The 20,106-nt window shown below is 67.5% G+C and carries 25 protein-coding genes; 13 read left to right on the forward strand and 12 right to left on the reverse strand.

The annotated features are described in order from the left end of the window. Positions 1 to 67: 67 nt before the first annotated feature. The 5 genes from EAF64_RS08985 (at position 68) to EAF64_RS09005 (ending at position 5,368) form a co-directional block, all read left to right on the forward strand. The gene (locus EAF64_RS08985) at positions 68 to 898 is read left to right on the forward strand and encodes a rhomboid family intramembrane serine protease (RefSeq protein WP_129068652.1); all 831 of its coding nucleotides are present in this window, start codon (positions 68 to 70) and stop codon (positions 896 to 898) included. A 233-nt stretch (positions 899 to 1,131) separates the two neighbouring features. Next, positions 1,132 to 2,778, forward strand: a complete 1,647-nt coding sequence (locus EAF64_RS08990; protein ID WP_129068653.1) for an FAD-binding oxidoreductase — start codon at positions 1,132 to 1,134, stop codon at positions 2,776 to 2,778. Then, positions 2,775 to 3,329: a hypothetical protein gene (locus EAF64_RS08995; RefSeq protein WP_129068654.1), complete on the forward strand. Its 555-nt coding sequence runs from the start codon at positions 2,775 to 2,777 to the stop codon at positions 3,327 to 3,329. Before EAF64_RS08990 ends, EAF64_RS08995 begins: the two co-directional genes overlap by 4 nt. 63 nt (positions 3,330 to 3,392) lie before the next feature. Next, a complete protein-coding gene (gene dinB, locus EAF64_RS09000) occupies positions 3,393 to 4,673 on the forward strand; it encodes a DNA polymerase IV (RefSeq protein ID WP_129068655.1) in 1,281 nt (426 codons plus the stop codon). A 77-nt stretch (positions 4,674 to 4,750) separates the two neighbouring features. After that, a complete protein-coding gene (locus EAF64_RS09005; RefSeq protein ID WP_129068656.1) occupies positions 4,751 to 5,368 on the forward strand; it encodes a class I SAM-dependent methyltransferase in 618 nt (205 codons plus the stop codon). 12 nt (positions 5,369 to 5,380) lie between these two features. Here the strand turns inward: EAF64_RS09005 and EAF64_RS09010 are convergent, their stop codons facing one another. Beyond that, the gene (locus tag EAF64_RS09010; protein WP_129068657.1) at positions 5,381 to 5,764 is read right to left on the reverse strand and encodes a hypothetical protein; all 384 of its coding nucleotides are present in this window, start codon (positions 5,762 to 5,764) and stop codon (positions 5,381 to 5,383) included. A 134-nt stretch (positions 5,765 to 5,898) separates the two neighbouring features. On the opposite strand from EAF64_RS09010, the gene EAF64_RS09015 reads away from it, so the two are divergent. Continuing rightward, positions 5,899 to 7,779: a helicase HerA domain-containing protein gene (locus EAF64_RS09015; protein ID WP_129068658.1), complete on the forward strand. Its 1,881-nt coding sequence runs from the start codon at positions 5,899 to 5,901 to the stop codon at positions 7,777 to 7,779. Positions 7,780 to 7,795: 16 nt separating this feature from the next. On the opposite strand, the gene EAF64_RS09020 is transcribed toward EAF64_RS09015, so the two are convergent. Next, a complete protein-coding gene (locus tag EAF64_RS09020; RefSeq protein WP_129068659.1) occupies positions 7,796 to 8,506 on the reverse strand; it encodes a methyltransferase domain-containing protein in 711 nt (236 codons plus the stop codon). 87 nt (positions 8,507 to 8,593) lie between these two features. Here EAF64_RS09020 and EAF64_RS20935 point away from each other — a divergent pair, with 87 nt between their 5' ends. After that, positions 8,594 to 8,734, forward strand: a complete 141-nt coding sequence (locus EAF64_RS20935; RefSeq protein ID WP_193767629.1) for a hypothetical protein — start codon at positions 8,594 to 8,596, stop codon at positions 8,732 to 8,734. Positions 8,735 to 8,739: 5 nt separating this feature from the next. Here EAF64_RS20935 and EAF64_RS09025 read toward each other — a convergent pair whose 3' ends face one another. Continuing rightward, positions 8,740 to 10,095, reverse strand: a complete 1,356-nt coding sequence (locus EAF64_RS09025; protein WP_129068660.1) for a hypothetical protein — start codon at positions 10,093 to 10,095, stop codon at positions 8,740 to 8,742. A gap of 36 nt (positions 10,096 to 10,131) precedes the next feature. Continuing rightward, positions 10,132 to 10,569 (reverse strand): hypothetical protein, encoded by a 438-nt coding sequence (locus tag EAF64_RS09030; protein ID WP_129068661.1) that lies wholly within the window; start codon positions 10,567 to 10,569, stop codon positions 10,132 to 10,134. 3 nt (positions 10,570 to 10,572) lie between these two features. On the opposite strand from EAF64_RS09030, the gene EAF64_RS21605 reads away from it, so the two are divergent. Further along, positions 10,573 to 10,707, forward strand: coding sequence for a hypothetical protein (locus tag EAF64_RS21605; RefSeq protein WP_267899429.1), 135 nt, complete (start codon positions 10,573 to 10,575; stop codon positions 10,705 to 10,707). A gap of 155 nt (positions 10,708 to 10,862) precedes the next feature. Here the strand turns inward: EAF64_RS21605 and tpiA are convergent, their stop codons facing one another. Continuing rightward, positions 10,863 to 11,510, reverse strand: a complete 648-nt coding sequence (gene tpiA, locus EAF64_RS09035) for a triose-phosphate isomerase (RefSeq protein WP_129068662.1) — start codon at positions 11,508 to 11,510, stop codon at positions 10,863 to 10,865. Positions 11,511 to 11,612: 102 nt separating this feature from the next. Here tpiA and EAF64_RS09040 point away from each other — a divergent pair, with 102 nt between their 5' ends. Continuing rightward, on the forward strand, positions 11,613 to 12,179 hold the full coding sequence (locus tag EAF64_RS09040) for a response regulator (RefSeq protein ID WP_227738922.1): 567 nt from the start codon (positions 11,613 to 11,615) through the stop codon (positions 12,177 to 12,179). On the opposite strand, the gene EAF64_RS09045 is transcribed toward EAF64_RS09040, so the two are convergent. The 4 genes from EAF64_RS09045 to hisC all read right to left on the reverse strand — a co-directional run bounded on the left by EAF64_RS09045 (position 12,176) and on the right by hisC (position 15,001). Then, on the reverse strand, positions 12,176 to 12,736 hold the full coding sequence (locus tag EAF64_RS09045) for a multiprotein bridging factor aMBF1 (RefSeq protein ID WP_129068663.1): 561 nt from the start codon (positions 12,734 to 12,736) through the stop codon (positions 12,176 to 12,178). The two genes, EAF64_RS09040 and EAF64_RS09045, sit on opposite strands and share 4 nt — an antisense overlap. A gap of 65 nt (positions 12,737 to 12,801) precedes the next feature. Next, a complete protein-coding gene (locus EAF64_RS09050; protein ID WP_129068664.1) occupies positions 12,802 to 13,428 on the reverse strand; it encodes a CDP-alcohol phosphatidyltransferase family protein in 627 nt (208 codons plus the stop codon). Continuing rightward, positions 13,425 to 13,931, reverse strand: a complete 507-nt coding sequence (locus tag EAF64_RS09055) for an adenylate kinase family protein (protein ID WP_129068665.1) — start codon at positions 13,929 to 13,931, stop codon at positions 13,425 to 13,427. The genes EAF64_RS09050 and EAF64_RS09055 overlap by 4 nt, the downstream gene beginning before the upstream one ends. Then, positions 13,928 to 15,001, reverse strand: coding sequence for a histidinol-phosphate transaminase (gene hisC, locus EAF64_RS09060; protein WP_129068666.1), 1,074 nt, complete (start codon positions 14,999 to 15,001; stop codon positions 13,928 to 13,930). The genes EAF64_RS09055 and hisC overlap by 4 nt, the downstream gene beginning before the upstream one ends. 93 nt (positions 15,002 to 15,094) lie before the next feature. Between hisC and EAF64_RS09065 the strand changes: the two genes are divergently transcribed. After that, positions 15,095 to 15,550 (forward strand): transporter, encoded by a 456-nt coding sequence (locus EAF64_RS09065; RefSeq protein WP_129068667.1) that lies wholly within the window; start codon positions 15,095 to 15,097, stop codon positions 15,548 to 15,550. 18 nt (positions 15,551 to 15,568) lie between these two features. Here EAF64_RS09065 and EAF64_RS09070 read toward each other — a convergent pair whose 3' ends face one another. Both EAF64_RS09070 and EAF64_RS09075 read right to left on the reverse strand, forming a co-directional pair. Beyond that, on the reverse strand, positions 15,569 to 17,197 hold the full coding sequence (locus EAF64_RS09070) for a GMC family oxidoreductase (protein WP_129068668.1): 1,629 nt from the start codon (positions 17,195 to 17,197) through the stop codon (positions 15,569 to 15,571). A 100-nt stretch (positions 17,198 to 17,297) separates the two neighbouring features. After that, positions 17,298 to 18,071: a fumarylacetoacetate hydrolase family protein gene (locus EAF64_RS09075; RefSeq protein ID WP_129068669.1), complete on the reverse strand. Its 774-nt coding sequence runs from the start codon at positions 18,069 to 18,071 to the stop codon at positions 17,298 to 17,300. Positions 18,072 to 18,133: 62 nt separating this feature from the next. On the opposite strand from EAF64_RS09075, the gene EAF64_RS09080 reads away from it, so the two are divergent. The 3 genes from EAF64_RS09080 (at position 18,134) to EAF64_RS09090 (ending at position 19,958) form a co-directional block, all read left to right on the forward strand. Beyond that, complete coding sequence (locus EAF64_RS09080; RefSeq protein ID WP_129068670.1) at positions 18,134 to 18,373, forward strand: hypothetical protein; 240 nt, start codon at positions 18,134 to 18,136, stop codon at positions 18,371 to 18,373. Positions 18,374 to 18,435: 62 nt separating this feature from the next. Continuing rightward, positions 18,436 to 19,164: a metal-dependent hydrolase gene (locus EAF64_RS09085; RefSeq protein WP_129068671.1), complete on the forward strand. Its 729-nt coding sequence runs from the start codon at positions 18,436 to 18,438 to the stop codon at positions 19,162 to 19,164. A 323-nt stretch (positions 19,165 to 19,487) separates the two neighbouring features. Then, positions 19,488 to 19,958 (forward strand): DUF5799 family protein, encoded by a 471-nt coding sequence (locus EAF64_RS09090; RefSeq protein WP_129068672.1) that lies wholly within the window; start codon positions 19,488 to 19,490, stop codon positions 19,956 to 19,958. Here EAF64_RS09090 and EAF64_RS20940 read toward each other — a convergent pair. Further along, positions 19,952 to 20,104 (reverse strand): DUF7557 family protein, encoded by a 153-nt coding sequence (locus EAF64_RS20940; RefSeq protein WP_193767631.1) that lies wholly within the window; start codon positions 20,102 to 20,104, stop codon positions 19,952 to 19,954. The genes EAF64_RS09090 and EAF64_RS20940 overlap by 7 nt on opposite strands. Positions 20,105 to 20,106 lie beyond the last annotated feature (2 nt).

Here is a 20,106-nt window from a genome sequence, read left to right on the forward strand (position 1 = left end):
CGGCGCAGGACGGGTCTGGTCTCCGGAACCGGGACTTATTCGCCGCTGGGGACCCTGCGTCGACTCGATGGGCGCCGCCAGCGTCGACCGGTATCGGACGGCCCTCCGGGACCTGGGACTGATCGGTACCGTCGCGGCCGTCCTCGTCTGGATACATCTCGCCCTCCCACCGGCGGTCCGCACGCGCATGGCCTTCCGCCACGAGTCCCTCGATCCCGTCTCGCTGTACACGAGCGCGTTCGTCCATCTCGACGTGGCCCACCTCGCGGGCAACGTCGCGGGATTCGTCGCCGCGGCGCTGGTCGCCTACGGACTCTGCGTGCAGGTCGGCCACCGCCGATGGTTCCGGGTCACCTTCGCCGGCTTCCTGCTCGTCTTGCCGGTCGCGGTGAGTCTCACCAGTTACGCCGTCATCGGGTTGCTCTACCCCGGCATCGAGCCGGTGAGCCGCGGCTTTTCGGGCGTCGGTGCGGCCTTCGCGGGCTTCGTGTTCGTCGCCCTGCTCTCTGCGCTGAACCGGCTGTACGACTACCGGGTGGCCGGCTACAGCGGACTCGCGATCTGGCTCTTGCTCCTGTTCGAGGTGTACCTCATCTACGTGGGTGACGTGACGCCGGTCGTCGGCGGCCTCTTCGCGGTCGGGTGGGTCGCCTGCCTGGTCGGAATCGGTCGGGAGTCGACCGGCCCGGCGACAGTCACCCGCCGCCGGTCGCGGCTCGAACTGATCCAGCTGGCACAGGCCCTGCTGGTCGTGGCCCTGCTGGTCAGTTTCGTCTCCGTCCTGTTCCCGCCCGACATCGTCGAGGGCGGGGCGGTCACGAACGTCTTCGCCCACGCCGCCGGCTTCCTCTACGGTGTCGGCGGCGCGGCGCTGACCGCCCGGCTCGTCCGCCAGTGACCGCCGAAAGAGTTATGTTTGACACTCTCTAACACGGTTGTAGAACCCCGATTCGCTGGGGGTTCTCGACGGGAACGACCGTCGTAACCGCTCGGGAATTGGCATCGGCAGACGATCAGGACTCCCGGCAGACGGCTGGCCAGCCGACGCTCGTTCCGGGATCCGATTTTCTGGTACCCCTACCTTGGAACTGAGGCCCAATACTTTTGGTAGCGATAGACACAGGTAGGGTGATGTCCGACAGTGACCTGAGTTTCTGGGGCTGGGGCTACGCAGAGAAGTTTCCGGACGAGGCAGAGCGTGACGAACTCGCGACCCGGATGGAGACGATGCTCGGCTTCCCGGAACGCCCCCGACTGGAGCCGCCGACGCTCTCGGACGTGTCGATCCCCGAGTCGTCCGTGTCGGTCCCCGATCACCTGTCCGGGGTCTGCTCGGCCGAAACCGAAGACCGGATTCGCCACACCTACGGGAGCGGTTATCGCGACCTGGTTCGGGGCTTCCACGGCGACTTCTCGTCGGCCCCGGACGTGGTTGCCGAACCCACAGGGGACGACGAGATCCGCGAGATTCTGGACTGGGCGACCGACGAACGGATCGCGGTCGTCCCCTACGGCGGCGGCACGAGCGTCGTCGCCGGCGTCGAGTGTGACCCCGACGGCGACGGGGCCGGCTACACCGGCGTACTCTCGCTGGACCTCCGCGAGATGGATCGGGTGCTGGAAGTCGACGAACACTCCCGGACCGCGAAGATCCAGGCCGGCGCGACGGGGCCACAGATCAACGACCAGCTCCGTGAACACGGCCTCCAGCTCAGACACTATCCCCAATCCTACGAGTTCTCGACGCTGGGCGGGTGGATAGCCACCCGCGCCGGCGGTCACTTCGCCACCGTCTACACCCACATCGACGACTTCGTCGAGAACGTCCGGATGCTCACACCATCGGGCGAATTCGAGTCCCGCCGGCTCCCCGCGTCGGGTGCTGGGCCCGACCCGAACCGGCTGGTGCTGGGGTCTGAGGGGGCGCTCGGCGTCATCACCGAGGGCTGGCTCCGCGTCCAGCCCCGCCCGCCCTATCGTGCCCGTGCGTCGGTCCGGTTCAGTGACTTCGACGCGGCAGTCGACGCGACCCGCGAGATCGTGCAGGCGCGGCTCTACCCCGCGAACTGCCGCCTGCTCGACAGTAGGGAGGCCATGATGAACGAGGTCGCGATGGACGGCAGTCACGTCCTCGTGCTGGGCTTCGAGTCGACCGATCACCCCGTGGACGACGACCTCGCCCGGGCGCTCGAAATCGCCGAGGATCACGGCGGCACAGTTTCGAGCGACCCGAGCTACGAGGGACCTCACCGCGAGGCAGCGGGCGACGAAGACCCCGACGACGCCGACCGCGACGACGAGGAAGGCGACTGGCGGTCGGCCTTCTTCGAGGCCCCCTACAAGTTCAACGCGCTGGTGAGTCTCGGCGTCCTCGTCGAGACTTTCGAGACGGCCGTCACCTGGGACCAGTTCGACCGGCTCCATCGGGAGATCACCGAACAGGTGACCGCGACGATGGAGGAGGAGTGTGGTGCCGGCTTCCTCTCCTGTCGGTTCACCCACGTCTACCCGGACGGTCCAGCACCCTACTACACCCTGCTGGCTCCCGCCGACGTGGGCCGGGAACTCGAACAGTGGCGCGAGATCAAGGGGACGGCCTCGGACGTGATCGAGGAGTACGGCGGAACCATCACCCACCACCACGCCGTCGGCCGGACGCATCGGGAGTGGTACGAGAAGGAGTCGCCCGACGAGTTCCGCGACGCGCTGCACGCGGCCAAAGACCGTCTCGACCCCGCCGGGATCATGAACCCCGGTGCACTGCTCGAGAAGCGATGAGCGCCCTGACCGCCGTCGTCCAGATCGGAACCGCCCCGCCACTGGGCGGCGGCGTCGAACCCGCCGTCGTCGCCCACCTCTACGAGGGTGGCATCCCCCGGTTTCTCGCCTACGAGGTGACAAGCGGCGCTGATGGCGACCCGGCCGCGAGCACTGGCAGCGACGGCCCACACCTCTCCCGCATCCCCGGTGCGTACGCACCCCCGATCGAGGACGACACAGCGTATCCGCTGACCGACCTCCTGCTGGGGACCTACAGGGAGGGGTCGGCGATCACCCAGCGTCTGGACACGCTCTCGCAGAAGGCCCAGGCCAACTACGGCCGAACCTTCCGGGAGATGGTCTTCGCCAGCGACGTAGAGTGGGGATCGGACGGCTACGGTCGGTTGTTCGAGGCGCGCAGTCAACTGGAGGCCCACCCCGTCGAGGCGGTCGTCGCCGTCGGTTTCCTCCCCGGCGTCAGCGACGAGGTGCGACTGGCCATCGAGGAAAATCGGGACCGACTCGACGGCGCGACGCCGCGGCTGACGGCCGGGCCGGAGAATCGGTGACTCCGGCGGTCCACGCTTCCACGGGGCGAGAGACTTAGGTGGGGGCGGTCCGAACGCCGGCGCATGGACGGGCGGCTCCCGGGCGTCGACGACGGCTCGCCGGAGCAGGTGATCTGTCACGTCGACATGGACTGCTTCTACGCGGCCTGTGAACGCCTCCGCGAGCCCGCCCTCGATGACGAACCGCTCGTGGTCGGGATGGGCTACGAGTCCGGTGAGACCCACGGCGCAGTCGCCACGGCTAGCTACGAGGCCCGCGAGTTCGGCGTCGAGAGCGCCATGCCAATCTCGCAGGCGCTGGAACTGCTCCCCCGCAAGGTCGACGCCGTCGACGACCCCGAGATCGACCCCGACGAGGCGGGTTTCTACCGCACGGTCGACCTGGACTACTACGAGTCGGTCGCCGAGGAAGTCAAGGCGATCTTGCACGACACCGCGGACACGGTGCGGGAGGTCAGCATCGACGAGGCCTACCTCGACGTGACCGAAACCGTGGACTGGGAGGCGGCCGCGGCGTTCGGCCAGGACCTCAAGGATCGGATCGAGGAGGAGGTCGGCGTCGTCGCCAGCGTCGGAGTCGCGCCGGCGATGAGCGCGGCCAAGATCGCCAGCGACCACGACAAACCCGACGGCCTCGTGATCGTCGAACCCGGCGACGTCCGGGACTTTCTGTCCCCGCTCGACGTCGAAGAGGTCCACAACGTCGGTCCGGTCACCGCCCGCGAACTCAGGTCGATGGGCGTCGAGACGGCCGGTGACCTCGCCGACGCCGATCCGGACCGCATCGACGACCGCTTCGGCGAGCGCGGCCGCGAGATCTGGTCGTACGCCCGCGGCGAGGACGACAGGCCCGTCGAACCCGTCGGGAAACCAAAGAGCCTCTCCCGGGAGTCGGCTTTCACCGAAGCGACGGCGGACCCGGAGCGAAAGCGCGACCGCGTCCGTGCGCTGGCCGGCGACGTGGCCGAACGCGCCAGGAGCAAAGACGCGCTCTACCGAACCATCGGGATCAAGGTCGTCACGCCGCCGTTCGACGTACACACCCGGGCGGAGTCGCTCCCGGGCCCCGTCGAGGACGCCGACCTCGTCGAAGAGGTGGCACTCGACCTGCTGACCGAGTTTCGCGACGACGACGTTCGGAAAGTGGGTGTGCGCGTCTCGAATCTCGACTTTTCGGCCGCCCAGCAGGCCAGTCTGGACGGGTTCGAGGACGCGTCGGCCGGTGACGCAGGGTCCGGTCGGCGGGAGAACCACTCCCTGGGAGCGTTCACCGACGGCGACCCGGGAGACGAGGCCGACGACGCCGACCCACAGGGACAGAGCTCGCTGGGAGAGTTCCAGTGACGGCTTTCCGGGACGGCCGACCCGACGATCATAGAGAGACCGCACATTGTATTACCCGCGGACGCCAGCGTCGAACCATGGACCCCGAGGACGTTCGCCAGGACTGGGCCGACCGTTCCGGCCGTTTCTCGCCCACTTACTACGCCCAGATCGGCCCGAACGAGGTGAGCGAGACCGTCGGCGAGATCGTCGACCACTACGCCGTCGAGGACGCGACGATCCTGGAAGTCGGCTGTGGGTGCGGCCGGCACCTCGAACACCTCCGTCGGCAGGGCTTCGAGAACCTCACCGGGATCGACATCAACCCGGCCGCCTTCGAGGTCATGGGCGACCACTATCCCGAACTGGTCGAAACTGGGACCTTCCTCGACGGCGCCCTGGAAGACCACCTGCCCGAGATGACGGACGACGCGTTCGACGTGATCTACACCGTGGAGACGCTCCAGCACGTCCACCCCGACGATCGGTGGGTGTTCGACGAGTTCCAGCGGCTCACGACCGACCTGCTCGTGACCGCCGAAAACGAGGGCAACGGCCCGAACCGCGGACAGGGCGAGACGGACGTGAGCTACGTCGACGACGAGTTCCCGCTCTACCACCGCGACTGGAAACAGGTGTTCTCCGACCGGGGCTTCGCCCAGTTGCTCCGCGAGCCGACGGATCGAGACACGATTCGGGTCTTCCGGGTACTCTGAACTGCCAGCCGTTCAGTCCAGTCCGCTCTCCAGGTTTTCGAGGAGTTTCCCGACGAACAGCCCCATGCGCGGCGAGAGGTCGGCCTCCTCGTCGGTCCCGGTGTCACCGGCTCCCTCCCCAGTGGTGGGTGGTTCCGACGGGTGCGTTCGAAGCATCTCCACGAACGACTCACCGTGAGTCATCGCCTCCATCATGTCCACCACGTCGACGATCATACCCTCGTCTGAGGTGTCGAGGTCGTCGTAGTACTCCTTCTCCCAGTCGGAGTACTCGATGGTCCAGGCGTGTCCGCCCACGGCGTCGATGATCCGATCGAGCGCGCCGACCTCCAGACGGCCGTTCCCGGTCTCGACGTAGACGGTGCCGTCGTCCACGGTGGTCTCGTGACGGCGCATTGTGAACGGTCTCGGTAGGTGTCGTCTTCACATCGCTCGGTAATATGGGTTCGGCCAGTATCGCCGGTGCAACTCGCGTCTGACGGCTGGCTGACGGATGATTATGTCGCCGGAGTCAGATTGTCCGACAAACGATGGGAGACGAGAAAGAGAGTATTACTGTTGCCGAGTCGAGCGACGGCCCACCGACCGGCACCACGCCGGACCGGTCGGTCGACCTCCCGGTCGTCGAGATCCTGACCGGACGTGGGTTCGTCACCGGCAAGAGTGGTAGCGGGAAGTCGAACACGGCCAGCGTCATCGCGGAGAACCTGCTGGACGCCGGCTTCGGGATCCTCATCGTCGACATCGACGGCGAGTACTACGGCCTGAAAGAGGAGTACGAGATCCTCCACGTCGGGGCCGACGAGGAGTGTGATATCCAGGTGACGACCGAACACGCCGGCAAGATCGCGTCGCTGGCGCTGGAACAGAACGTCCCCATCATCCTCGACGTGTCCTCGTTCCTCGACGAGGACGAGGCCGAGACCCTGCTGACGGAGGTCTCGAAACAGCTGTTCGCCAAGGAGAAGAAGCTGAAACAGCCGTTCCTGATGCTCGTCGAAGAGGTTCACGAGTGGATCCCCGAGAAGGGCTCGGTCACCGAGGCCGGGAAGATGCTCATCAAGATCGGCAAGCGGGGCCGGAAGCACGGTCTCGGCATGGTCGGGATCAGCCAGCGGCCGGCGGACGTGAAGAAGGACTTCATCACGCAGTGTGACTGGCTCGTCTGGCACCGCCTGACCTGGAACAACGACACGAAGGTCGTCAGCCGCATCCTGGGTAGCGAGTACGCCGAGGCCGTCGAGGACCTGGACGACGGCGAGGCGTTCATGATGAACGACTGGACCGAGCGCGTCCAGCGCGTCCAGTTCCACCGCAAGAAGACCTTCGACGCCGGCGCGACCCCCGGACTGGAGGACGTGGACCGACCCGACCTCAAGTCCGTCAGTTCGGACCTGGTCTCGGAGCTGGAGGAGATCAGCGAGGAGAAACAGCGCACCGAGGACCGTATCCAGGAACTCCGGCAGGAACTGAACGAGAAGAACTCCCGGATCGCGGAACTGGAGAAGGAGTTACAGGACGCCCGCGACATGTCGCGGATGGCCGACCAGTTCGTCGACGCCCTGCTGGACACCGTCAAGGGCGTCAACCCCGGCCGCACCGAACAGGAGCGGATGCGCGAGCAACGGCAACTGGCGACCGGCGAGCCCTCGGTCGACGACGCGACCGACGGAGCCACCGGGGATGCCACCGCTGCCGGCGATCAATCGGGTGACACGGCCGACGACGCGGACCCCGACCGTCAGCCGATGCCGGACTTCGACGACGCGGCCGGGGTCGGCGGGGACGACACTGCGGCGACCGACGGCGACGGCACGGCGACGACCGACGGTGGCGCGACGGCAGAGCCCAGCGGCGACAGCGGCCCCGAGTCGGACCCCGCCACGGCCGCCGCGTCGTTCTTCGAGGGACCACCCGGTGAGAGCGCCGGTGCGGACGCGGCCGTCACCCGGAACGGCGAGGGCGACGACGCCGACGACGGCGACGTTGCGGCGGCGATGGCCGCCGTCGGGGACGACGCGATGATCGACGGCGAGTCCGGCGAGGCCGTCGCGATAGACGCCGACCCCTGGCCCGGCGAGGTACCGCCGGCTGGCGAGGAACTCGTCGAGCAGTTGCGGCAGGCCATCGACGCCATGCCGCCGAAGACGCGGGGAATGTTGCGCTACTACCGGAAGGAGGGGCCCGCCAAACCCCTCGACGCACACTTCGCCGGGGGTGGCGACGGCGACCGCACCAGCGCGTACGCCCACAACCGCACCCTCCGGACCCACGGCTACATCGAACACGTGGGCCGTGGCTACTACGGATACAGACTCTCCGACCTCGTCGAAGAGGAGTCTCCCGGCGAACCGGACACCGACGAACTCGACGTGCTAGTGTCTGCGATCGAGGAAACGTTCGTGAAGTGACTGCGGTCGTCGGCGTCTACGCTTTCTCCAGCGCGGCCCGATAGTAGTAGGCGTCGTGTGGCCGCCGCACGTCGGCGACGTGCCAGTCGGTCCCAGTGGTCGCCTCACGGAGTCGGTCGGGACTCACGAGCCGAAAGAGCAGTGTCGGGTCCAGCCTCCCGCCGTACTCGTAGGTGACGACGCGGAACGCGAGGCCGGGCGTGGGATCGGCCCGGAATCCGAGCATGTCCGCGGCACCCTCGTAGGTGGGGTCGTACCCGTCGACGACCACCGTCCCGTCGGCCGTCGTGACGTGGGCGAGATCCGCCAGCAGCGAGCGCAGGCCCTGCATCGACTTCGATAGCCCGAGTTGCGTGCCGATACAGAGCACCGACCGGAAGCGGTCGCGCTCGAACTGCTCTGGAAGGGCGAACATGTCGCCTCGTCGCGCGTCGGCGACACCGCGCTCGTCCATCAGCGTCACGAGCGCCGGGTCGACGTCCAGCGCGACCGTCTCGAACCGGTCCCGAAAGTGGAGGGCGTCGCGGCCGGCCCCGGCACCGAGGTCCAGGAGAGGGCCGTCGAGCCACGACCGAACCCAGTCCGCGGCCGGTTCGTCCGGAAACCCACCGAAGTAGAAGTCCTCGACTGGATGAACCTTGCTCGCCTCGCCGTCGCGCTGGCGGAGCGGCGTCTCGCGCTCGCCACGGTGATGGTCCAGCAGGGCCTGTCCGAAGGCACTGGTCATGGCAGTGGGTCGAGGCGGGCCGACTAATGGATGGGGATTTTCCCCGGTCGGGTCGTCCGATGCTCGCCACGCCCGGACGTCGGCGTCGTGGACGGGACCGTGACGGCGGCCACAGAAACACTTGTCGAGACCAACGCACTGGTCGCGGGTTACTGCCGCGGGTCGGGCGTAACGGTCACACTCGACGACGGTCCGACTATCGAGTCGACGACGTGGGTCTGTGACTGAACACCTCACCCCACGACCGCTTCGAGACAGTCGAGGTACCGGTCAGTGAAGGCCGCCGCGGCGTCGGCGTCGAACGTGCGCCGCCAGTAGCGACCGGTGACGTGGATCGCCCCGCCGACGGTAGCGACGCCGATCCCTACCGGGGCCAGCGTGAACGACGGCGGCGAGAACCAGAGCGTCGGGTCGTCGTCGGGGGTGAATCCCGGCCGCGGGGCGGGTATCCGGCCGAGGTTCGACAGCACTGCGGTGTCGACGAACCGGCGACCCAGTCCGTTCAGTAACTCCGGGACCCACTCTTTCAGGCCGACGGGTGTTCCGGACGGGACACGTTTGGCCACCTCGTGGGGGATCGTCGCCCGGTCGCGGTCTTTGATCCGACGGGTCTGCTCGACGACGGTCCGCAGGGTCGTCCCCGGGTCCCGTCGGTCCCGCCGTCGGGTACTGATGCTGGCGATGGCCGTGAACATCCCGACCACGTCGTAGAACCACTCCCTGGGGCGCAGGTTCAGTGGCATCATCACGCTGATCCGTCCGGCTGGCTCCCCGTGATCCCGATTCCAGGCCTCGATACAGCGGTGAAGCGCCGCCAGCATCGCGTCGTTGACCGTCGCCCTCTCCGAGCGCTCTCCCAGCACCCGTTCGGTCAGGGCGGCGTCGAGGCGTCGCCGTTCGAAGAGCCACCCCTCGGCCTCGACGCCGCCGTTTCCGGCGATCCGGGCCGGTTCCCTGAGCGTGGTCCCGAGGGAGCAGAGTGCATCGCTCAGCAGTTCCAGGGTGGTACGTGGACTGGTCGGACCGGCGTCACCGACCGCGGCCCGGGCCGTCCCGAGGGCCACCGGTTCGACGTCGGGGGCTTCACCGCGGTACGCGCGACAGAGCGAGCGAACGAACTGTGCGCCACCCACACCGTCGGCGGCGACGTGGTTCGAGCAGATCAGCACGCGGTCGCCGTCGTCGCGCCCCTCGCCGCGGCCGACGAGTACTCTGAACGGCAACTCCTCGGGCGGATCGAACCGCTCGCGGTAGAACGCGGACGTTTCGCTCGCCGTCAGGTCGTCCACCACGGTGACGGTCTCCGGCGGGAGGTCCGCGATGGCGTCGGGGATGGCCCAGTGACAGCGACGGTCCGTCTCGTCGTGCGGTCGCTTGCGAGCCCGCGCGAGCGGGTGAGCGTTACAGGCCGCGATGACGGCCGCCCGGAGACGGTCGGCGTCGATCCGCGCCGTCGTCTCGACCTCGAACTGGACGTTCCAGGGTCCGTGCATGCGCTCGATGTAGAAGATCGCTTCTTCCAGCGGCGTGAACGGAACCGTCTCGGTCATCGGTGACTCGTCACTGTCACTCCATCGGGCTCCGGTCATGATTTATTTGCGGCTTCACGACGGACCGTCCGCGCGTTACTCACCGGTCCTGGGCCCGACGAGCCACGGCGTCTCCGCGAGCGCGCCGGCGATCCAGCCCCCGAGGTGGTGATCGGTGATCCGGACGTAGAGGAAACTCTCGGTCAGAAAGCCCCAGGTGTACAACGTCAGGGCGATTACGGCGAACGCACCGCCCAGGATCGCCCTCACTGGGTCGGCGTCGACCCGTCCGGTCACGACCGCCACGGCGCGGACGAACGTCGCCGCGATCATCCCGGCGACCGCGAGGCTGCTCCCGACCCCGTACGTGGAGTAGAGTACCGGGAACAGGATCGAGACGGGGACGTGGGTCGCCTGGATCGCGCCCAGGACGTGCTCGTCACTCGTCAGAGCCGTCAACACCCCGTCGAACGGCAGGAACAGGGCCATGTTCCCCAGGTAGTGGCCCAGTCCCTCGTGCACGAACAGGCTCACCACGTGGGCGTTGGCGAAATCGACGAGCGAGACGAGCGGCCCCCAGACGCCGACGGCGGGAATCCGGACCCGCTGGATACCCGCGAGGGTAGAGACGCCGGCGACGACGAAGACGGTCAGAACGTCACCGGCTGGTAGCCCCAGACCGTCGGGTCCGTCGCCGCCGTCCCCGCTTGCGCACGTCCATCAGGTTCCGACGAACGGTGTCCCCACGACCGCGATCCGAGCCGTCGGTCACGGTCGCTGACACTCACAGCGGGCGCAAAAGTGTTGCTGGATCGAACGGGTCCGGCTCAGGCGACGGGTTCGACGAGATCCTCCAGCGCCGCCTTCGGGTCGTCGGCCTTCGCGACGCCGCTGGCGAGCAGGACGCCGTCCGCACCCAGGTCCTGTGCGGACGCCAGGTCCTCACCGGTCGAGATGCCGGCCCCACAGAGGACGTCCACGGAGTCGTCGACGGCGGCCGCAGCGTCGACGGCGTCCCGGACGATGTCGGGGTCGGCCTTGCTGACGGGGGTGCCGGTGCCGATCAACTCGGGCGGTTCGACGGCGACGGCGTCGGGATCCAGCGCCGCGGCGGCGGCGATCTGGTCGGGGTTGTTGGCACAGACGATGGTCTCGAAGTCGGCGCGTTCGGCGGCGTCGAGGCTCGCGTCGAGGTCGGCGAGTTTTAGCCGGTTCTCGGAGTGGTTCAGCAGGGTGCCGACCGCGCCGGCGTCGGCGGCGGCCTCCGCGAGCGTCGAGCCGGTGTGACTGCCGTGCTCGACCGGGCTGACGTGCTGGGCCCAGGTTTCGACGCCGGTGTCGGCCACGGCCGAGAGACGAGCGGCCTGCGGTGCGATGGCGATGCGGACGCCCGTGGCGTCGCTGACCTCGTGGGCCGCGGTCGCGACCGCCACGGGGTCACACGGGTACGCCTTCAGGTTGACGAGGACGAACATACCGGGGGGCCGGCCGCGGCGGACATAAAGGGTGGGAGTTCGGCACGGTGAGTCGGAATGCCGTTTTAATACGCCTGGACCAGTACCGGTGAAGTGATAGTCGTGTCATCGGCAACTTCGGAGGCGACAGTGCTGGTCGCGGAAGACGAACAGCACCTCGCGGACCTCTACACCGACTACCTGGCCGAAGACTACGAGGTGCTGACAGCCTACGGCGGCGAAGCGGCGGTCGACATCCTCCACGACGACGGCGTGGACGTCGACGTGGCACTGCTCGACCGGCGGATGCCGGATCTCTCGGGCGACAAGGTGCTCGCCGACATCAACGAGAACGGCTGTGACTGTCGGGTCGCGATGGTCACCGCGGTCAACCCCGGCTTCGACATCATCGACATGGGGTGTGACGACTACCTCGTCAAGCCAGTCTCCCGCGACGATCTGCTCGACGTGGTACAGCGCCTGCTCAAACTCTCGGAGTACAGCGAGAAACACCAGCAACTCACCTCGAAGAAGCTGAAACGCAACGTCCTCAAGGTCGAAAAGAGTGCCGCGGAACTGGAGCGCAGCGAGCGCTTCGAGCGGCTGACCGGCGAGATAGAGAGGCTCGAATCCGAGCTAGACGAGATCGGCGAGGACCTCTCGATCGAAGACGTCCAGCGTCACATCTAGGAGTCCTTTCGCTGCACCACGTCGCCCAGCGTGTACTCGCCGTCACTGGAGCCGCCGCTCCACTCCGTGTCGTCGGCGCTGCCGCCCCCCTCGGTCAGCACGATATCGAGTGCACGTTCGAGTTTGGTCTGGACCGAGTCGCTCGGGAGCGTGTCGCCGCGTTCGAGTTTACGGATGAGGCTGGCCTTCTCGTTGAGCTGTTTTGCCAGTTCTTCCTGGCTCAGTCCCGCAGTTTCACGGGCCTGCCGGATACGCTGGTCGTAGTCCTGTGCCACCTCGTCCATCTCGTCGAACATATCGCGCCGACCGCGACCACCGCCCCCACCACCGGACGACGAACTCCCGCTGGAACTCGACCCACCGCTGGAGCCCGAACTCTCGGCGCCCGACCCGGAGGAACTGCTCGTCGAGTACTTCGTGGACGAGCTCGAACTGCTCTGGGTGCGGACCTCGGTGCCGAAATCGGCACAGTCGTCACAGACGTCGAGTTCTGCGCCTTCGACTTTCACCGTGTTCGGCGAGCCCGTATCGGCTCCGCACATCTCACACTGGACCATGCCAGTGCCTTCGCCACGCCCGTGTATAAATCGTACGCCAGGCGACACGGCCACAGAGACAGGAATCAGGACAGCGCCCGGAAGGCGCCGACGAACCGCTGGAGCGCCGTCAGGTGCCCGACCAGGGCGAAGACGACGAGCAACCACCCGGCCGCAGTGAACCCGTACAGCGACTCCGGGACTACCGTCGAGTACAGGGCGATCACGCCGATGAGTGCCAGCCGATCGGCCCGGCCCAGCAACCCGCCGTACACCCGATCCAGCCCGACCGCCTGGGACTGCGTGCCGAGATACGAAGTCATGAGGACGCCGGTGACGGCCGCCAGCCCGAGCGGGTAGCGGTCGACGCCCGCGGCCAGGCCCACGATCATCACGATGTCGGCGTAGCGGTCGAGGACGTGATCCAGCAGGTCGCCGGCTCGGGAGTCCGTCCCGAGTTGGCGGGCCAGCGCGCCGTCCAGCAGGTCGAGCCAGCCGTTCAGGAACACGAACAGCGCGCCGACGAGGTACCAGAGCGGGTCGCCGGCAGCCGTCCGCCCGCCGCCCCCGAGGTAGAACGCCCCGCCAGCGCCGGCCGCGAGGACGAAGGCGATCACGCTCACGACGTTCGGCGTCACGCCCAGTTTGCTCGACGCAGTCACGAACGGCGTCAGGGCGCGGTCGGCAAGCGGCCTGAGTCTGTCGAGGGTCATAGGTACTCGATGAACGAGACGGTGCCGGCGCTCGGGTCGCGGTCGCCGTCGATCACACGCTCTATCTCCCCGGCGACCGCCTCTGGGTCCCGGTCCGTCGCGTCGATCTCGTAGACCGAGTCCTCGCCGTGACGGTCGACCGACTCCGCGAGGATCACGTCGAGCGCTTCGCTCTCGGCGTTCTCTTCGGCTTTGGCAGTGGGTTCGCCGCGTTCGGTCAGCCGCCGCTCCAGTTCTCCCGGGTGACAGCGCAGGACGACCACGCGGTCCACGTCTAGCCGGTGGGCCAGGTGCGAGTCCAGCAGGAGGTCGTCACGGTCGCTCAGCCGGTCGGCCACGGCGTCCAGGTCGGCGACGAGACTGTCGCGTTCCTCGTCTCGCCCGGTAGCGAGCCCCTCCTCACGGATGACCTCGTTGAGGTGGACGAGGTCGAGACCGGACTCGACTCGCTCCGTCGCAGTGGTCTTGCCCGTCCCGGGCGTGCCCGTGACCGCGACTCTCACGTGTCGATCACCCCGTTCAGCACGTCGACGGCTCGCTCCATCTGCTCGGGCGTGCCACAGGTGATCCGTACGCACTCGGGCAGGCCGAAACTCGAACAGTCGCGGACGATGATCCCCTCGCGCTGGGCGGCGTCGGTCACAGCTTCACCGTCCCCCACTTCCGCCAGCACGAAGTTCCCCTGGCTCTCCCAGGTGCGGGCGTCGAGGTTCTCGTAGAGGTACTCGCGGGCGGTCTCGACCATCGCCACCGTCTCCTCGATGTGGGCGTCGTCGTCGAGCGCCGCCAGTCCCGCTCGACAGGTGAGTTCGCCGGTGTCGAAGGGGGTGTGAATCCGGGCGTAGGCGTCGGCCCAGTCCTCGGGGACAAGCCCGTATCCCAGTCGCATCCCGGCCAGTCCGTAGGCCTTCGAGAACGTCCGGAGGACGGCCACGTCGTCGCGCTCGCGGACGAGGTCCACCGCGCTGGGCAGGTCCGCGAACTCGCCGTAGGCCTCGTCCACGAGGATCAGCGTGTCCTCGTCGGTCCCGTCGGCCAGTCGTTCGACTTCGTCCAGTGGCATGACCGAGCCCGTCGGGTTGTGCGGGCTGGTGACGGCGACGATACGCTCGCCGTCGTACGCGTCGAGTACCGCGTCGGCCGTCTGTTCGAAGTCGTCAGCTTTCGACAGGCGGTAGTTGGTCACCTCACCGTGGTGGTAGCGCGCGCTCATGGCGTAGTAGGCGAAGCCCGGACGTGGTACCAGCACGCGCTCACCCGGGCGAATGAGTGCCCGCGAGAAGCAGTCGAGGACGCCGTCGCCGCCGTTTGCCAGCCAGACCTGCTCGGACGCGACGTTCCAGTCGTCGGCCAGGCGTTCGATCAGGTCGGTGTGTGAACTCTTCGGGTAGAGGTGTACCGAGTCGGCGTGCTCGCGGATCGCGGCAGCCGCCTTCGGGCTGGGACCCAGTACGTTCTCGTTCGAGGAGAGTTTCACCAGCGCCTCGGGATCGAGTCCCAGATCCCGGGCGACCTCTTCGATCCCCCGCCCGGCCCGGTAGACGGAGTGGTCCGACAGGTCCCGTGGTTCCATATACGAGGGAAGCGGACCGCGATTCTTAAGCCTACTTGAACGATCCGGCCGGAACTCACCAGTTTCAAGAGGTGATGCCTCCAGCACTCCGGTATGGCGTCTATCGACCTGACAATCGGGTACGTAATACACATGCTCTTTGCCGGCCTCTGGACCGGCAGCGTCCTGTTCATGACCTACGGCGTCCTCCCGATCGCCCGGGAGGGCAGTATCGACACCGACCCCTTCGCCGACATCACGAGCCGCCTGCTCACGCTCTCGCGGGCCTCCGCGCTGATCCTGTTCCTGACCGGCGGCCACCTCGCGGGCAACCTCTACACCGTCGGGACGCTGACCGGTTCGACGCGTGGCTACCTCGTCATCGCCATGATCGTCCTCTGGCTGGCGCTGGCGGGCCTCGTCGAGGTCGGCACAAGCAAGATCAGCGACGGCCTCGCCGAACGGAAGCTCCGCGAACCCGCGAACAACGCCCGGCCGTTCTTCCTCGCCGGCTCCGTGGCCGCGCTCGGTCTCCTGGTCACCGCCGGCCTGCTCCTGGGCGGTTTCTGATCCACGGCGACCCGTTCTCTACAGCCGTTCGTCGACGTGATCCGCACACTTCAGCGACAGCGCCGCGATCGTAAGCGTGGGATTCAGCGCCCCGGGCGTGACGAACACGCTGCTCGACGCCACCGAGAGGTTGGGCACGTCGTGGGTGCGCAACTGCGGGTTCACCACGCTTTCGTCGGGGTCGCTCCCCATCCGGGTCGTCCCCATGTGGTGGTAGGCCGGGCCGGTGTTCTCGGGGCCGACCGTCCAGCCGATGTCGACGCCCAGCTCTTCGAGAACCGCGTGCTGGATCTCGTTGGCGCGACGGATCGTCCGTTCGGTCCGGGCGTCCAGCGACCACGTGATGTCGGGCACAGGGTTGCCGTGGTCGTCGGTGGTCGAGGTGTCGAGCGTGATGCGGTTCTCCTTCCTGGGTAACTGGCCGACCAGCCCACCCATGGCGATGTTGTTGCCGTAGGCTCCCCGGAGGGAGTCGAGCAGGTCGTCGCCGAACTCGTCGGCGCTCAGCGCCAGTTCGACCGGTGAGGGGCCAGCGTAGTTCAGGAACTCCAGTTTCATCGGGCCGAGGTCGGTGTCGCTCCCCGGAATCCCGCCGTCGGTTCCTTCGGTCGCCCGGCCCGGATCGTCGTAGAACTGGTGACACTCGCTGGTGATGAAGCCGACGTGGTTCTGTCGGGTCCGTTCGTCGAGCAGGCCGCCGGCACCGCAGAAGAGGTGTTCGGTGAAGTAGCGGCCGACGAATCCAGAACTGTTGGCGAGTCCGTCCGGATGGTCCGCCGAACGGGACATGAGCAACAGTCTGGGGATCTCGACGCCGCCACAGGCCAAGACGAATTCACGAGCGGTCTGACGGTGGCTCTCGTCGTCGGGCGTGGCGTAGCGGGCGGCCTCGACGCGGCCAGCATCGTCCGTTTCGAGTTCCTGGACCGGCGCGCGATCGATTACGCGAGCGCCCGCGTCCTCGGCCTTGCGGACGTGCACGTCGGCGCTGTACTTCGCGCCCGAGGGACAGACCGGCTTGCAGGTGCCGTAGCCCACACAGGCGCTCCGGTCGTCGTAGCCTTCGGAGTTACGCGCGTTCGGGACCGAGTGCATCACGACGCCCAGTCGCTCGCAGGCCTCGGCGAACAGCGAGTCGCTGTAGGAGGGCTCGAACGCGGGGAGCGGGTGGGGTTCGTCCCGCGGCGGCGCGAACGGGTTGTCCGAGGCCCCCGAGACCCCCAGTTCAGTTTCGGCCGTGGCGTAGTACGGTTTCAGATCGTCGTACCCGACGGGCCAGTCGGCGGCGACGCCGTCCCGGGTCCGACGCTCGAAGTCGGCCTCGTGGTGGCGCATCACCATCCCCTGCCAGTGGAGCGTGGAGCCACCGATCCCCTTGACGCGGGCGCTGTTGAGCGGGTAGAACTTCTCACCGCTGCTGGCGTAGGCGTCGCGTTCGCCGCCCATGTCCCACACCGAGGTATCGGAGTGGGCGGGCCTGATGGCCCGCTCCATCCGGTCGAGGCGCGACCCGAATTCGAATCGCGGCCCCGCCTCGAGCACGACGACCTCGTGCCCCGACTCGGCGAGGCGGTGGGCGGCGAGCGCGCCAGCCGGCCCTGCCCCGACGACGCACACGTCGACCCGCTCGCTCGGCCGTCGATCCATCTCGGCCGGGATTAGGTGAGCCTAAACTTATGGCTTCTGGTGTCGGCCGGCGGACACCCGTGGCTGGGGAGTGCAGAGGGGGCGACCGAGAAAGCGCGTTTCAGGGGATGTGGACGGTATTTCGGAGGGTACCGATGCCCTCGACCTCGACCGCGACTTCGTCGCCGTCGGCCAGCGGGCCGACGCCGGCGGGGGTGCCCGTCGAGATCACGTCGCCGGGTTCGAGCGTCATGTAGGTCGTGATCTCTTCGATCAGTTCGGGGACGGAGAAGATGAACTGGTCGCGGGAGGACTGCTGTTTGACTTCTCCGTTGACGCGGCACTCGATGGTCGCGTCCTCGGGGACGTGTTCCGGGGTCGCGACCAGCGGGCCGATGGGAGCGGCGTCGTCGAAGGCCTTGCCGCGGACCCAGTTCTGCTCGACTTCCTGGTCGTCCCGGTTCGAGAGGTCGTTGAGACAGGTGAAGCCGGAGACGTAATCCATGGCCGCGCCGGCGGTCACGTCCTTGCAGCGCTCGCCGATGACGACGGCGAGTTCGGCCTCGTAGTCGATGCGTGCCTTGTTGGCCGGGAGTTGGACCGTCTTGTTGTGGCTGGTGACCGTGTTGGGTGGTTTGAGAAAGAGGAGCGGGCGGTCCGGGACCTCCTCGTCCTGTTCGGCGGCGTGATCGGCGTAGTTGAGGCCGACACAGACGATCTTGGTGGGTTCACAGGGCGGGAGGATCTCGACCTCGTCGGGAGCGAACTTCTCGTCGCCAAACGAGATGCGTCCGTACGGTCCGGCCGCGGCCGTCACCAGTTCTTCCCCGTTCTCGACGGTCCAGCGACCCCCACGCACGTTGCCCGCGGAATCCCGGAAGCGCACGCGTTTCATGTCCCGCGAATCGGAGCGCCGCCTGATAAGCGTTTACAAGCATTCATCTCTTACACCACCCCGTGTACCGAGTGGCCTGTTGCCTGCTGGTGGTTCTCGCGGCCGCGCCGTCGGCCGTCGTGCCGACGACAGCCGAGGCGGGCGTGACTCCCGCCACCGCGTCCAGCAACGCGACGGCCACGGAGACCGCGACGGCCGATCGGACAGTGATGGTGTCGGACGGGACCTTCGGCGGGTTCACGCTCGGGGCGGCGATCCTGGCGGTCGTGGTCGCGGGGTCGTACCGCTATCTGCGGGGCTGAGGCGGTCGGCTCTGCAGGCTCCTGTACCGTTAAGTGGGCTTCGACCCAACCGATTCGTTGCAATGGAACTCACCTGGTACGGTCACGCGACCTGGAGTGTCTCGGTCGGTGACACCGACATCCTGATCGATCCGTTCTTCGACAATCCGAAGACCGACACCGCGGCCGCCGACCTCGAGCCGGACGTGGTACTCGTGACCCACGGCCACGACGACCACGTCGCCGACGTGGGCGAGTACACCGACGCGACGCTCGGCGGGACACCCGAAGTCGTCGGCCACCTCGCGGAGGAACACGACTTCGCCGAGGACGACGTGGTCGGGTTCAACCTCGGGGGCACCGTCGAGTTCGGCGACGCCTACGTGACGATGCATCGCGCCGACCACACGAACGGCCTCGAAGGCGGCTTCAACGCCCCGAGCGGCGGTAACTGTGCCGGCTACGTCATCAGCGACACCGTGCCGACGCAGGTCGCCGACGAGGACTCGACCACGTTCTACCACGCCGGCGACACCGGCCTGATGACCGAGATGCGCGAAGTCATCGGCCCGTACCTCGAACCCGACGCCGCGGCCCTGCCCGTCGGCGACCACTTCACGATGGGCCCGATGCAGGCCGCCGTCGCGGCCGACTGGCTCGACGTCGAGCACGTCTTCCCGATGCACTACGACACGTTCCCGCCCATCGAGATCGACACCGATCGGTTCGTCGAAGAAGTGGCCGCGACCGGCAGCGACGCCGAGGTCCACGTCCTCGACGGCGACGAGTCCGTCGACCTGGACGGCCTGTAACTCCGGCGCTCCGTCTTTCAGCTCGGACGGCGTGTCAACCGCCCCCACTGTTATAAACGACCGTCCATAACCGGCGACAGCATCAGTGGGGATGGAAGACGTGTGTTAGATGCCTATTCGGTCGGGGGTGGGACCAGCGACCGAGGGGGCACCGTGTTACAGGCTTCGGCCTGTCGGACGACGCACCATGGGTGGGGACCCAGTTGCCACGTGGGGGTGGCACCGACACGCATCGTCCGCCGCGGACACCGTTTCTTCGCGACCGGCCGCCGAGCGGTGCGACCGTGACAACGCTGAAGCCACTCGGCCGCCACAGTCGGGGTATGGAACACTGGACCGACCGGATCGTCGGCGACCGGATGACGGTCGACCAGCAGTTCACCGACCGCGTCGAGTCGTCACCGTTCTCCCGACAACAGTGGGGACTGGTCATGACGGCCATCGAATTCGAGATCGAGAACCCCACCGACGACGAGGCGGCGCGACTCGTCGCCGACACGACCGCCCTCCCGTCGGTCATTCCGGAACTCGACTCGGTGGACGAGCACCCGATGGCCGGACCCGGTGGTCCCGGTGGACCGGGTAGTCGCGGCGGTGGCGGCGACGGTGTGCTCGGCGGGATCAAGGACGCACTCGGACTGGGTGGCGGCAGTGACGACGACGGCCTCGACGAGGAGCGACTGGCGACGGCCGAACGACTGGCCGACGAGTACGCCTCGGAGTTACAGACACACCTCGAAGAGACCGGCAGGTGGAGTACGGTCCGGGCCGCGGCCGCCGAGTCCGATCAGTAGTCTTCGTCGCTGCCACGGAACAGCGTCAACTCTTCGGCCTGGTAGATGTTGATGAGTTCGTTGATGACCTCGTCGTAGCTCTCGTCCTCGATCCGGAGCCCGTCCAGCCGCTCGATCGTCTCCTCTTCGAGATCCAGGCTTGGCATAC

The sequence above is a fragment of the Halorientalis pallida genome, from assembly GCF_004118325.1.
Classification (GTDB): Archaea; Halobacteriota; Halobacteria; order Halobacteriales; family Haloarculaceae; genus Halorientalis; species Halorientalis pallida.